The sequence below is a fragment of the Myxococcus sp. AS-1-15 genome (assembly GCF_020037055.1).
Classification (GTDB): domain Bacteria; phylum Myxococcota; class Myxococcia; order Myxococcales; family Myxococcaceae; genus Myxococcus; species Myxococcus fulvus.
The window spans coordinates 35,314-49,308 of record NZ_JAIQDF010000005.1 but is presented as its reverse complement, the minus strand read 5'-3'; the positions used below and the strand labels follow the sequence as shown (position 1 = coordinate 49,308).

At 67.6% G+C, this 13,995-nt stretch carries 9 protein-coding genes; 4 read left to right on the top strand and 5 right to left on the bottom strand.

The features are described 5' to 3' along the window. Window positions 1-104: 104 nt before the first annotated feature. The 3 genes from K8625_RS16120 to K8625_RS16110 all read right to left on the bottom strand — a co-directional run bounded on the left by K8625_RS16120 (window position 105) and on the right by K8625_RS16110 (window position 7,775). Entirely contained in the window at window positions 105-3,173 is a 3,069-nt protein-coding gene (locus tag K8625_RS16120) for a hypothetical protein (protein WP_223783203.1), read from the bottom strand. A gap of 55 nt (window positions 3,174-3,228) precedes the next feature. Next, entirely contained in the window at window positions 3,229-4,491 is a 1,263-nt protein-coding gene (locus K8625_RS16115; protein WP_223783202.1) for a Tat pathway signal protein, read from the bottom strand. A 215-nt stretch (window positions 4,492-4,706) separates the two neighbouring features. Next, the gene (locus K8625_RS16110) at window positions 4,707-7,775 is read right to left on the bottom strand and encodes an error-prone DNA polymerase (protein WP_223783201.1); all 3,069 of its coding nucleotides are present in this window, start codon (window positions 7,773-7,775) and stop codon (window positions 4,707-4,709) included. A gap of 169 nt (window positions 7,776-7,944) precedes the next feature. On the opposite strand from K8625_RS16110, the gene K8625_RS16105 reads away from it, so the two are divergent. The 4 genes from K8625_RS16105 (at window position 7,945) to K8625_RS16090 (ending at window position 11,315) form a co-directional block, all read left to right on the top strand. Next, the gene (locus K8625_RS16105; protein ID WP_223783200.1) at window positions 7,945-8,850 is read left to right on the top strand and encodes a DUF6310 domain-containing protein; all 906 of its coding nucleotides are present in this window, start codon (window positions 7,945-7,947) and stop codon (window positions 8,848-8,850) included. Beyond that, window positions 8,847-9,605 (top strand): DUF5953 family protein, encoded by a 759-nt coding sequence (locus K8625_RS16100; protein WP_223783199.1) that lies wholly within the window; start codon window positions 8,847-8,849, stop codon window positions 9,603-9,605. The genes K8625_RS16105 and K8625_RS16100 overlap by 4 nt, the downstream gene beginning before the upstream one ends. A gap of 22 nt (window positions 9,606-9,627) precedes the next feature. Further along, a complete protein-coding gene (locus K8625_RS16095; protein ID WP_223783198.1) occupies window positions 9,628-9,915 on the top strand; it encodes a hypothetical protein in 288 nt (95 codons plus the stop codon). A 110-nt stretch (window positions 9,916-10,025) separates the two neighbouring features. Further along, on the top strand, window positions 10,026-11,315 hold the full coding sequence (locus K8625_RS16090) for an adenylate/guanylate cyclase domain-containing protein (RefSeq protein WP_223783197.1): 1,290 nt from the start codon (window positions 10,026-10,028) through the stop codon (window positions 11,313-11,315). Here the strand turns inward: K8625_RS16090 and K8625_RS16085 are convergent, their stop codons facing one another. Both K8625_RS16085 and K8625_RS16080 read right to left on the bottom strand, forming a co-directional pair. Next, window positions 11,316-12,758: a serine hydrolase gene (locus tag K8625_RS16085; RefSeq protein WP_223783196.1), complete on the bottom strand. Its 1,443-nt coding sequence runs from the start codon at window positions 12,756-12,758 to the stop codon at window positions 11,316-11,318. 151 nt (window positions 12,759-12,909) lie between these two features. Then, entirely contained in the window at window positions 12,910-13,551 is a 642-nt protein-coding gene (locus K8625_RS16080) for a hypothetical protein (RefSeq protein WP_223748755.1), read from the bottom strand. Between the last annotated feature and the right edge of the window lie 444 nt (window positions 13,552-13,995).

Here is a 13,995-nt window from a genome sequence, read left to right as displayed (position 1 = left end):
AGGAGCCCCGCGCGCGAACCCCGACAAGGAGCATCGCTGACACGTCATGCGCTCCGGGCGCTTGGAGCGTTGACGCGTCAGCTTCCCCCTGGGCAGTCCCGGGCTCAGACGAAGACGAAATCGTCGTCGTCGTCCGAGTCCTTGCCCTTCTTGCTGTTGTCCACGGGAGGCTGTGGCTTCGGGAGCTCCCCGCTCTTGACCAGGGGCTTGGGCGAGTCGAAGTAGTCCTCCACGATGACGAACTCGTCCATGAACTGTCGGTTGAGGTTGTCCAGGACCTGCTGATGCTCCGCGCGGAACCCGACGGCGGCGTCACGCGGGTGGCGCGCCGTGGGAGGCAGGGCGCCATCGTTCGCGACGAGGTGCCGGGCGATCTGGATGATCCACGGACCGCAGCTGTGCTGGCCGTCCTTGTAGCTCCCCATGACGTCGTCCTGGTAACGGATGCCGGAGCGCTCGACCATCAGGTCCGGGAACGCGCGCCGCAGCGTGCCCAGGTTGGGCACACCCTGCGGCCCCAGCGGGTCGACGAAGAGCACACGCGCCTGGCCCCGGACGCCTCGCGCCGGGGGCGCCACCTTGATGTAGATGAGCCCCCAGTGGTTGCCATTGATGTTGTAGGGCTGGACGAGGACGCGGGGCGGGCCATCCGCGACCATGCCCTGGAGCGCCTCGTCATACGTGTCCGGCGCGATGCGATTGAGCACGTAGAGGTTGATGCCACGCAGCACGACCACGTTCGGCACGCCGCGCAGGTAGTGGCGCAGGAGCGTGTCGATCTGCTGGTCCGTGTAGTAGTGCGACCCCTCGATCTTGTCGTGGTTCTCGAAGGCACTGGAGGACGAGTCCTTCGTCGAGGGCGAGGACCCGCCCGTCGTCGTGGAGGCGGTCTGCTGCGTCGTCCCCGTCGACGGGGACGAGGACACGGGCTGCAGGCGCTTGAGGCGATCCCGCTCCTCCTTCTCCTTCTTCGCCGTCTCCTCGTCCTTCTTCAGGATCTCCATCAGGTCCGGCGGCGCGCGCAGGTCGACCCGCAGGACCTTCCCCTGGTTGCCGGCGTTCAGGAGCGGCTCGGACCAGTCCTGACCCGAGCCCTTCCGGGTGAAGAACGAGGACGACTGGAGCCCCCCTGGCATGCGGCCGCCGAAGAGCTCGGGACGCGGCAGCGGGCTCCCATGCCCCATGCCCATCAACAACCGGCTCGCGGGCAGCTCGGACATCACCCCACGGCCCGACCTGGGCTTGGGAGGATTCTTGAGGGTCTTGCATCCCCCATCACAGCGGGGATTGACGCAATGCTTGCCCGAGAAGGACCAGAGCGGCTCCCAGTAGTTGCGCAGCATGTCGCCCACCGCGACCGGCCCCTCCACCAGGTAGTTGAACTCCGAGAGGAAGCCTGGATACAGGTTGTCGGACCCGACCACGTACGCTTGGTCGTCGGCGATCATGATCTTGGAGTGGTTGCCCGGCGCCGACGGGACCTTGGGGAAGACCGCGCCACTGGCCTTCTGCACGGACTCCACCGCGTTGCCGATGATGCCCTTGACCGGCGGCACCTCGGAGAGCGCCTTCTGCTTCAAGGTCGCCGTGTAGCCCTCGGGCGTCAGCTGCGGCCAGAAGTACGACTCCCCCTCCCGCGTCTTATCCCGGGGCACGTCCGTGTAATAGAACGGCGCGATGTGCAGGCGGTCCAGGGCGCGAAGCCGCCGCTCGGCATCCGGCCGCAGCGCGTCCTCCAGCGTCCTCGCCATGTAGTACTGGAACAGCTCGAACGTGCGGCACGCGCCCGAGCCGAACGAGTACTGGTCTCCTTCCGCGCCCGCGCCCGCGTCCAGGGGCGACACCACCACCTGCACCACCAGGTGCGGGTTGACGAGCAGCGACTCCATGATCCAATGACAGACGACGTGCGAGGACCACTTCTTCTTCCACGCGCTCACCAGGTCCATCTGCGACAGGCGCAGCACGTCCGTGCAGCCCATGATGAGGTTCTCCTTCATGAGCTCGGACGCCTTCTCGTAGTCTTCCTTCATGTCCGAGCCGGACCAGTGCTTGCCGATGGACAGCACGCGCGTCGCGCGCTTGTACTCCCCCATGCCCGCGTAGCCGATGGTCCGGTCCTCCTCGAAGACGGGCTGCTCCAGGTCCCTGAGCGTCTGCAGGTCGTCCTCGCGGATGACATCCGGCAGGAGGTCCTCTTCGGTGTCCTCCTCCCAGACGGTGGGCAGCGGCTCGTTGCCGATCCGGCGGCGGGCGCGAGGACTGTCCACCGGCAGACCGCCGATGTGGATCCTGGAGAAGAGCTCGTAGCGCTGCGCGCGCAGGTCCTGGGCCTCCTTCAGGTCCAGCGGGTCCAGGGGCTTTCGCACCTCCGCCTTGTCGTCGTCCCCGTTCACCCACGTCAGGGTGTCCGGGTCCAGGCGCTCCTTGGTCACCACGTCCGTCCTGCAGGCCCACATCCGGTTCAGGAACCGCTGCGCGCCCAGGGCCCCCGCGCCGTGCATGACGACGGACACGTCGTGCACGGGGGGATAGCTGGTGAACAGGTCCATGTTCAGGTTGTGCCCGCCGACCAGCGCCTCGGCGCCATCCGAGGCGACGATCTTCGAGTGGTTCCACGTCATCTTCGTGAAGTCGTCGTCGGAGTCCGGCGCCAGCCACGACGGCAGCGACGCGCTGACGAAGGCGGAGAAGCCCGACAGCAGGCCCTCCTGCAGGCGGTAGAACTTCGCCATCCAGATCTCCGGCACCGCGCCCCAGTCCTTCTTGCGAGAGCGCACCAGCCGGATCAGCGCACCCTGGAAGTCGATGAGGTTGGGCGACGTGCCGTCCTTGAGGAGCATGGGCGTCTGCCCGAAGAGGAAGCGGATCTGGATGGGCTTGCCCTTGTTGGCCATCATCGCCGTGTCGAGGGCCCCCAGGATGATCTTCGCCCAGGCGGGGTCCGGGCTGTTGAGGGACGCCACGTCGCAGCGGAAGCGCGTCTTCTGGAGGACCTCCACCAGGGCGCGCTCGAAGTCGTTGGTGCGGCGTCGGGCCTCCTGCATGATCTCCGGGCCGAACGGCAGCCCCCAGATGCGGGGCGTGTCCAGCAGCCGCACGTAGCAGTCGTGGCTCACGTGCGTGAAGTACTTGTCGGGCACCACGGACAGCACGTCATCGATCTTGCTCATCGTCGTCGAGCTCCACGCCTGGAGGGGTTTGCGATGTCTCGGTGGCCGCGCGGGCTCACAGGAAGGTCCAGTCGATCCACCCGTCCCCGGCCTGTTCGATGGTGCAGGGATAGGTCAGGTTGTAGGGAGGCGTGCCCACCACGTCCTCGAGGTAGTAGCGGTCCCAGGTGCGCATGCCGTGGATGGAGGAGACGCGCCGCACGGACTGGCGCAAGGGCAGCCGGGACGTGCGGACCTCACCGAGCGCCATGGTGTCGAAGTGGGAGTGCGCCGTGTGGATGCGCCTGCGCAGTGACTTGACGCCCTCGCGCACGCGGCTTCGCGTCTGGAATTCGGTGTCCCACTGGGTCAGGTACCCACGGGCCATCTTGTAGACGAGCCGGGGGACCGCGCCGACGTCGTCGCTGACCTTGGAGGCGTCATAGAGCCCGTCCGTGGTGTAGATGCCCGCGACGGTGCCGTGGCGTCCCCGGATGGCGTAGAGCTTGTACCCCTCCGGCTGGGGCAGTTCCTGACGGACGAGGGGGTCGGCGAGCTGGCGGTTGTTCGCGAGCGTCGCCCAGGTGCTCCCCAGTCCCCGTCCATCCTCGATGTCCTGGTGTGCCTGCTGCTTGGTCATCCGGGCGTTGGGCCGGGGAATCACCGCGCTGAAGCCCGTGTCCAGGTGGTCCCACGCATAGACGCCGACGTAGTTGGCGACCTGGGGGGCCAGCTGGGTCTGGATGCTGTACCACTCACCCATGCCCGGGACGGGGTCGATGGCGAAGATGTTGATGGGGATGTTCTTTCGAGCCTCTCCGCCATAGGCGTAGAGGAACCAGGCGGCCATGATGGCCTCGACGCCGCCACGGCTGTGCCCGATGAAGTTGTATTGCTCCGCGCCGCTGGCCGCCGCGAGGCTCGCGCCGTGGAGCGCGAGCGCGGCGTCGGCCCACCCCAGGCCCTGGTTCGCCATGCCGCGTTGATCGCCCTCGGAGTAGCCCGACACGTATTTGCGCAGGTCTCCGGGAGTCAGCTCCAGGTTGCTGAGCAGGGGGTCGCAGCGGTCCATCTGGTCGTACCAGTCGTTCTCACCCACTCCTCGCACGGAGCCGCTGCGCTTCGTGTTGCGCAGCCCGCCGGAGATCTCCTTGTGGATGCGCACCGGGATGTAGCCCGTCTGCGGGTCGAAGATGTTCTTGTCGCTCTTGAGCTGGCGCTCGGTCTTGGACAGGAAGCGGACCAGCGAGGTCTTGTAGTCCCAGTACCGGGTCTCCTCGCCTTCGTCGCGCGCGCAGCCGGTTCCACAGAAACACACGGTGAAGACGTCCTTCGGCATGCCAGTTCCATCCGGGTCGAGGAGGGGTGCGCCCCCTATTGCCAGCGGCGTGCCGAGGCGGCTCCACACGGTGCGCCCCGGTCCCTCCGCCAGGGACGCGGTCCACGAGGACGCGGCTGCGTCGCGGTGGTACGCGGGCCCGTCGCCAGACGGGTAGACAGGCACCCGTGGCGTGTCCGGAGTGACGTCGGACCGGCAGTGCGTCCTGGCGGGACTCAGGCGGAGGTGCGGCGCCGCTCGCTCGAGGGCTCCAGGCGGGCGGCGGCCTCGAGCCCCCACACCGTCTTCACCTTCACGTTCGTCACCTTGCCCGAGCGCTCCAGCACGCCCTGCCCCACCAGGAACAGCGCGCCGTGGAGCTCCTTGCGGCAGCGCTCGTAGACGTCCGGAGGCACCACGAGGTTGGCGATGCCCGTCTCGTCCTCCAGCGAGAGGAAGCACATGCCGCGTGCGGTGGGAGGCCGCTGGCGGCAGATCATCATCCCGCCCACCGTCACGGTGCGCCCGGAGGCCACCGTCTTCAGGCCCTCCGCCGTCACCGCGCCCTGGCGCTTGAGCAGCGGGCGCACGAGCTCCAGCGGATGCTTCTCCAGGGACAGGCCCACGGTGTCGTAGTCCGCGCAGACGCGCGCGTACACGTCCATCGAGGGCAGCTCCACCTTCGTGCCGTCCATCGACATGCCGAAGAACAGGTCGTCCGAGTCCAGCGGCCCCAGCGCCTGGAGGTCCCAGAGGGCCTGTCGTCGTGAGCCGCTCAGTGACGCGAGCGCGCCCGCGAGGGCCAGGCGCGTCAGCTCGTGCCGGGGGATGCGGGCCCGCCGCGCCAGGTCTCCGACGTCGGTGTAGCCGTGCTCGCCTCGGCCCGTCTCCACGCGGCGGCCCGCGGACTCGCCCAGTCCGCGCACCATCCGCAGCCCGAGTCGCAGCGCCCTGCCCTCGTCCTCCAGGGTGCAGTCCCATTGGGACACGCGCACGTCGACGGGGCGCACCTCCACGCCATGGCGTTGTGCGTCCGCGACGAGGGTGTGCGGGGCGTAGAAGCCCATGGGTTGGGAGTTCAGGAGCGCGGTGGTGAAGGCCGCCGGGTAGTGGCACTTGAGCCAGCTGGACGCGTAGGAGATCAACGCGAAGCTGGCGGAGTGGCTCTCGGGGAAGCCGTAGTGGGCGAAGCCGCGGAAGTTGTCGAACCACTCCTCGGCTTGCGCGCGTGCGTAGCCGCGTGACAGGCAGCCCTCCACGAAGCGGCCCCGGTACTGGAGGAGCATCGACTCGGCGCGCTTGTGGCTCAGCACGCGACGAAGGCCGTCCGCCTCCTCCGCGGAGAAGCCGGCGGCCACCATGGCGAGCTTCATCGCCTGTTCCTGGAAGAGCGGCACGCCGAGCGTCTTGCCGAGGATCTCCTTCACGGCCTCGCTCGGGTAGACGACGGTCTCCTCCCCGTTCCTCCGGCGCAGGAACGGGTGGACCATCTTCCCGACGATGGGGCCGGGGCGGATGAGGGCGATCTCCACGACCAGGTCGTAGAAGGTCCGCGGCTTGAGCCGGGGCAGCATGTTCATCTGGGCGCGGCTCTCGATTTGGAACACGCCCACGGTGTCCGCCTCGCACAGCATGTCGTAGACCCTGGGGTCCTCGGCGGGGATGGTGGCCAATGACAGCTCACGGCCGTGGTGCTCGCGAATCAGGGTGAAACACTTCGAGAGCGCGGTGAGCATGCCCAGGGCGAGCAGGTCCACCTTGAGCAGGCCGATGGAGTTGATGTCGTCCTTCTCCCACTGGATGACGGTGCGGCCGGGCATGGCCGCGTTCTCCACGGGGACCAGCTGGGTCAGGGGCTCGCGGGTCATCACGAAGCCACCGACGTGGATGGAGAGGTGTCGGGGGAAACCTTCCAGCTCGGAGGCGAGGGACAGGGTGCGCTGGACGCGGCGGTCGAACGCGGACAGGCCGGCCTCGAGAAGGACCTCTGGCGTCACCTCGAAGCCGTGGGCGGCGGAGACCTTGGAGAGCCGGTCGACCTGGTCCAGGGACAGGCCCATGGCCTTGCCGGCCTCGCGCAGGGCGAGCCGTCCCCGGTAGCAGATGACCTCGCACACCATGCCGGCGCGGTGCCGGCCGTGCTTCTCGTAGACGTACTGGAGGACCTCCTCGCGCCGCTCGTGCTCGAAGTCCACGTCGATGTCCGGGGGCTCCTTGCGCGCCATGCTGAGGAAGCGCTCGAACAGCAGGCCCATGCGCACCGGGTCGATGGCGGTGATCTGCAGCGCGTAGCAGACCGCCGAGTTCGCCGCGCTGCCTCGGCCCTGGCAGAGGATTCCGCGCCGCCGCGCGAAGCCGACGATGTCCCAGAGCGCCAGGAAGTAACCCGCGAAGTCCAGCGCGGCGATGAGGCGCAGCTCGTGTTCGATCTGCTTGACCACCTCGGGGGGCACACCCGCTGGGTAGCGGACGGTGAGCCCTTCGTAGGTCAGGGCGCGCAGGTGCTCGTCCGCGGTGCGGCCCGGGGGCAGGTCCTCCTCGGGGAAGCGGTAGCGCAGGTCGTCCAGGGAGGCGCGGCAGCGCGAGGCCAGCTCCACGGTGCGCTCCAGCGCGTCCGGCCGGTCCGCGAACAGGCGCGCCATCTCCTGGGGGCCCTTCAGCGTGCGCTCCGCGTTGGGCATCAGGCGCGTGCCCACGCGGTCCACGGTGGTGCCGTACCGCACGGCGGTCAGGACGTCCTGGAGCGGCTGACGGCGTCGGTGGTGCGTGTGCACGTCGTTGTGCACGACGAGGGGGGTCCTCAGGTCTCGGGCCAGTGCGACGGCTTGCGCCTCGCGCGCGGAGTCCCCCGCGGACAGCGTGCGGCACAGGCCGACGTGGAAGCGCTCCGGGAAGGCCTCCGCGAGGGGGGCGATGCGCTCCAGGGGGGCGGGTTCGGGGAGAAGCGCGAGGAGGCCGCTGGAGCGCTCCGCCAGGGCGCGCCAGGGCAGCCCGGCTTCACCCTTGGGGTGGGTCATGCGGCTCTGGGAGACCAGGGAGCAGAGGTTCGAGTAGCCCCCGGCGTCCGCGGCGTAGACGACCACGGGAGGCCCGTCCTCGAGCGTCAGCTCCGCGCCCAGGATGAGGCGCAGGCCGTGCTCCTTCGCGGCCAGGTGGGCCTTCACGGCCCCGTAGAGGCCATCCGCGTCCGTCAGCGCCAGGGCGCGCTGACCAAGCCGGGCGGCCGTGACGATGAGCTCCTCCGGGTGCGAGGCCCCGCGCAGGAACGAGAAGTTGGAGCGACAGACGAGCTCGGCGTAGTCCACGCCCGATCAAGACACTGACCGGCCGTTCAGGCGCTAGGTCGGATCTTCGTTCGACGTGCGAGGGACTTGGTGGGTTCGGTTCCGCTGTTTCCACGTGCTTCCAGAGGGACCCGCGAGGACCGAGCCTCCTTGACCTGCGGCTTCGTCACTTGATTGAACGGGCGTGACCATGAGCTCGCGCGCCTGTGCGGCACTCCTGCTGTTCCTCACGGCGTGCGCCACGTCGGCACCGGGGCTCAGGGAGCTTGGACCTCGGGCCACTCGGCTCGCCAACCTCCAGCGGGCGGCGGAGCTGCCGTGGAGGGATGATGGACGATGCGTCGTCCGCGAGGCCTCCCAACCGTGGCCCGTACTCGCGGAGCGCTGCTTCCACGCGCTCGACCATGACCGGGTCCGGTTCAACGACCCGACACGGAGATGCACGGTCGCGTCGGCGGGCGCGGCGGCCCTGGGTATCGGCCTGTGTGTCCTGGCCGCGCCCGAGATTGTCGTGGGCGCGGTGATTGTCTTGGGTGTCGTGGTGGTGGGGGTCGTCATCGAGGAAGCGCTGGAGGCGTATGAGCTGCGGGGGAGCAGCTCGGAGAATGACGAGGCCTCGCTCCAGACGAAGCCGGCCCTGCGGGAACCTTCCGCGAATCGAAAGCGCGAGCCAGCGGGTCAGGACGCATTCCCACCAGTGCCAACCGAGCCTGCGGAGCAAGAGCGTCGTCCGGAGTGCCGGCCCATCCCTGTGCCACACGCAGGGAATGATGCTCCGCACAACGCGTGCGCCGACACGTTTCCTCCAAACCGTTACCCTGGGATGGACGTCATCGTGAACGGAGTGCGCTTCGATGCGCTACAAGTCGGCGCGAGCGTGCTGTGGGAGATCAAGACCCATCAGTTCGACACGTACAATGCATTCGTCCAGCGGCAGGAGATTGAGCGAGAATATGCGCAACTCGGAAGAGAGCGCGCTGCCGCTGCGGCCTGTGGATACAAACTCGTCGTGGGAGTGAGTACCCAGGCGCACAGAGTCGCGCTGTTGCGACGAGATCAGTCTCTCACCATCGTTGTCACAGGCTGCAGGCGATGACTCAGCAAAAAACTCTCATTATCACTGTCTATGCACCCGCGCTCGCGGGTAACGACGGCCGCCCACTGTCTGTCATCCATGGAATGGAGAAGGCGCTCTCCGGCCTTCGACTGGAGTGGCGACTCTCCACCGGAGGGCGCCCCGTCGCATTGCCTCAACGAGATGAGTGGCTCTCAAAGAATACAGTAGATGGAGGCTTCCCTCTCATGTGTAACGGGGACATGGGCTTTCCCGTGACAGTCTCTGGTTCGGAAAGGGATGGACTCTTCAGCCCAGGCGGCCATGCACAGTTTCAAGTGCATGCGGAGCTGCCCTTGGAAAAACCCGTGATCGCGGCGGCGACGGCGATCTTCGAGGGCATGGCAGAAGGAGCCCGCGCATTCTGGGGACGTGCGACGCCCGACGACGCCGCAACTGACATCGCCCATCAGACAGCCCCCACACTGCAAGGGCCGCCGTCTCCACTCAGGGGACTGCCCGCCTTGAAGCTCTTCGAGGACATCCGCTCGCCCGAGATCCCCTACTACCTCGGGTGGCTGAATTACTGGTCGGAGGCCGCCGCCAAGGCCATTGGATTCCCAGACCCTGCACGAGACGCAGACCTGCTCTCCCGGTCGCGGCGCACGGCATCGGGTGGGTGGGTCGTGCAACTCACGGACGCTCCACTCGATCTCGACAACCCCGCCCACCTGGATGCCCTCAAGCGAACTTATGAGCGTTTCCCGCAGATCGGCGGCCGCTCGGACTTGAGATAGATTGGCCCACCAGGAGGTGGCCATGACCTGGGTACTTCAAGCAGCGGTGGTGCTGTCGGTCCTGATGGGTCTCCTGGGAGCAGTCTGGGCAATCGTCCTCGGCTACCGCTACGCGCGAAAGTGTCGACAGGCCGCCGCTGAAGCAGCCCTCGGCATCTACGGCCAACGCGAGCTCGAACTCACCGGCTTTCGCGGCTGGCTGGCGGATTGGGTCGATGGCACCTCCAGCGAGACCTGTGCCTCCAGTTCGGACGCGTCTCCCAGCATGTGCCAAGACACCTCCGACTCGGCCCACGCGTCCTCGGACTGAAACCACAGGCATCACCCGGGGTGACGGAGCCCCCGTCCGAAACACACCCCGGGTGACAGACCCGCTTCACGCGAAAGGGCCCGGGTCGCCTCTGGTAGCGTCGTGAATACATGCTGCCGCAGCTCGTGACGCCTCTCCTCGACCCGGCTGAGCCGGACCTGTCCATCGCCTTCGAGCGCAACCTCGTCGACGAACGGCTCCGCGTGGCCCGACGCCTGGGCGCGCTGCGCTTCTTCGGTGTGCTCGCCTGGCTCTGCTTGAGCCTGAGCCTCTCGTGGCCCGCGTCCCCAGTGGCGCTGGGCGTCTACCTGGTGCTCGCGGGTGTGCTCTGGGCGGCAGCGGTCTTCACTCGCGGGTACAGGTATGCGGGCCTGGCCGTGCCGCTGGTGGACGCGCCCATGGTCTTCATCCAGCAATACGTCACCCTCCTGGCCGGAGTGCCCGCGGATCTCGTCGGCCCCATGTCCTGCGGGGTGTTCTGCGTGCTCCTCGCGCTGTCGGTGCTGTCGCTGGACGTCGTCACCGTGGCGCTCTGCGCCGTGATGGGCATGGGCTTCTCGGTTTTCCTGATGAGCCAGGGCACCGCCGAGGACTGGAGCCTTGCCCCCGTGCTCGTCGTCATCCTCGGCGTCACGGCCCTGACGCTCGCCTACGCCACCCACCGCATCCAACACCTGCTGCATGGCATCTCCCGCGAGCAGGCTCGCCGCGAGCGCCTGGGCCGCTACTTCTCCCCCGAGGTGGCCCGCCACATCGCCGATCGAGGCACCGGCCTCGCCACGGGCCAGCATCGCGAGGTGACGCTGCTGTTCTCCGACATCCGCGGCTTCACCTCCATGTCCGAGCGGATGGACAGCCCCCAGGTGGTCGCGCTGCTCAACGAGTACCTGTCGCGCATGGTGGAGGTGGTGTTCCGCCATGGCGGGACGCTCGACAAGTTCATCGGCGACGGCATCCTCGCTTACTTCGGCGCCCCCCTGGACCACCCGGACCATGCGCGCGCGGCCGTGTCGTGTGGACTGGAGATGCTCGACGTGCTGGCGGCGCTCAACACGGAGCGCGTGGCGCGGGGCGAGGAGCCACTGCAGATCGGAATTGGCATCCACACCGGCCGCGTCGTCGTGGGAGACGTCGGCAGCCCTCAGCGGCGCGAGTACACAGTGATCGGTGATGCGGTGAACCTGGCCAGCCGCATCGAAGGGCTCACCAAGCAGGTGGGGACGCCGCTGCTCGTGTCCTCATCCACGCGCGCCACCGCGGGAGAGACCTTCACCTGGTCTCCTGCCCCTCCGGTGGCGGTCAAGGGCAAGAGCGAACCCGTCGCAACCTTCGTCCCCTCCACGGCCATCGCGCCACCGACAGCGCCCGAAGGAAGGCCGGTCATCACCCCGCACGCCTGATTACGGCTTCGCCTTCACGGCATCGGCCAATCGCCGCGACTTCGCGTAGAGCTCCGCCGCGATCACCGCATCCCCCAGCGCGGCATGGCATTCAGCCAGGCTGTCCCAGGCATTGGCTGACTCCGGATGAAGCACGGTGTTGAGGGTGAACACCTTCAGCGCCGCGCGGTCGCCGAGGTTCTCTCGGACGGAATAGCCGGCGCTGTTGATCGCGCGCTCCAACTCCTCCGTGGCGACGCCGCTGCCATCGCGCAACCAGGTCTTCAATCCCGTGTCATCGGCGCCCTCATCAGCGAGGGCATGGGTGATCAACCGCTCGGACAGCGTCTCTCGCGGAAACAGCCGTGGCGCCACCTGCGCCATGGTGCTGTCCACCAGCGTGCGTGACCAGACATTGCGCACGCTGCCGTTGGTGAAATAAACGAACGTCCAGGTGTCACCCGCCAGCGAGTCCTTGAACAACAGGCGAGCCCGAACGCGAGTGCCACCGTCGTGGCTCATCTGCCGATAGTCGCCGCTCTGCCCGAACTCCCAGCCACTGATGAACCCACTGTCGCGACCCGTGCTGAGCTTCCGCGGCTGAAACAGCGTCTGGAGCGTCGCCCGACGCACCAGCTTGCCGGCGGCCAGCGCCTGCAGGAAGCGATCGAGATCTCCCACGGTGGTGTGCAGGCTGGCATGCCCCAGCGCATAGGCGGGCCAGGCGATATCATCCTCCCGCCACAGCGCGCCGTCCTTGCCGATGTACCCCCTGGCCAGGCGCGCGGAGGGCACGCCAGCAGGTCCCAGCCAGGTGTTGCGCAGCCCCAGTGGCTTCAGGATGCGCTGGCGCACGATGGCCGCATAGGGCTGACGATAGTGCGCTTCCAGCAACGCGGTCAGCACCAGGAAGTTCGTCTGCGTGTAGCGGTTGCTGCTGCCGGTGGCGAACTGCATCGGCGTGTCCGCCAGCCCCGCGAACGCCGCCTCCAACGTGGGCGCAAGCCCCGCGTGTCCCTTCGACACCAGGGTCCCCTCGCGGTTCTCGAAGTACTCCGGCACACCGGAGCTGTGGTTCAGGAAGTGGCGCACGCTGATCGCCTTCCACGCATCGGGAAGCTCGGGCAGATAGCGGCTGGCGGGTGCATCCAGCTCGACACCGCCCTGCTCGACCAACTGCATCACCAACACACTGGCCAGCAGCTTGGCCAACGAATAGGCGTTGAACACGGTGTCGGTCGACACAGGCGCGTGGCGCTCGACATCCTTTTCACCGGTCGCGGCCTGATAGACGAGCTGACCGTTGTGGCGGATGAGCACGGCCTGACCCGCGATACCGTAGCGCTCGCGGTTGCGCTTCAGTTGCGCGTCGAGGCGAGTGGTCAGCTCTGGATTCGCCGCCGGAGCAGCCAACGGCCCCACGGCAAGCACGCAGCAGAGCACGGCGACAAGCTGGCGAGACATCCCGGTGTTCCTTCCAGAGGTGGAAACACACCTTAAGGAGCCCCCTGGCGCTGGGTCAATCCACGGTGAGCGAACCGGTGCATCCGCCCCGAGCGCCACGCGACGCACCTGCTCCGCGCGTCGCATGGCCACCGCTACGCGGTACTTCGACTCAGTGGATGTTGAGACACCCGTCGCTCAAGTCGACGCCACCGAGCACCTCCACGGGCTCGACGGGGATGATCTCCAGGGAGTCGAAGGACTGGTCCTCGCGGCAGACGCCCCGCGCCAGGTTGAAGCCGGGCTTCAGCGCCTCCAGGTTGGTGACGAGCCCCCTGTTGCGCAGCCACGCCAGGACGTCCTCCGTCACCTCCGGCACGTAGAGCACCGCGTGGTGGATGGAGAGTCCCTGGAGGGCCTCGTCGTCATCCAGGTCCATGACGCCATCACCGTCCACATCGTCGTAGACAGCGAAGTACCCCGTGCCCAGCAGCCCGGGATTCAAGTGGTTGAGGGCCGCCGTCGGAGGTGCGTCCTCCAGCGTCAAGGTGAACGCCCCAGGAACGCTCCCGGTCAGCAGGCGGTTGCCCTGGGAGACGATGACGTCCCCCGACCCCATCCAGTTGTCCCAGGCGATGGTCACCTTGCTGCGACCCGAAACCATCGCGGGCTCCAACGACGTCACCTGCCCGCTCAAGGTGTAGCCCTCGGACTCCTCCGTCGAAGGTCCCGGCTTCTTCTCGGCGTCATCTCCACAAGCGGTGAGCATGGACGCAGCAAGGCCCGTCGCGACAATTGCGATGTAACGGTTCATGGATTGCTTTCGTGATGGCGCAGTGGCGTTCGCGCCGCGCGGCCACTCGCCAGGAGACACTCGAAGACATCCGAGCACTGCGCGGCTGAGCGCCTCTCTAAAGAAGCGCTGGCACCACCGCAAGCACGTAGAAGCCCACACGCCGACCGTAGAGGTTGCGCCTCAGGCGACGGGGCCATCCGCGAGCAAGAAGAGAGCGCCCGCGACCACCGCGACGACCTTCTCGAGACCAGGGACGAGCACGGGCGCGAGCCGAGGCGTGGTGGTGCCATCACGCCCCGATTCATGCGATGACGCTTTCAACGAGGAGGGGCCTGGTTGCCTGTGCGCCGCACCAGTCCGCGGACTCCATGCACTGAGTCGTCTTTGACTCGGCATACACCAACGCCCATCGAGGCCTCCTGTCCATACCACTGCGGGGTGAGGGACAGATTTACAGCCCGG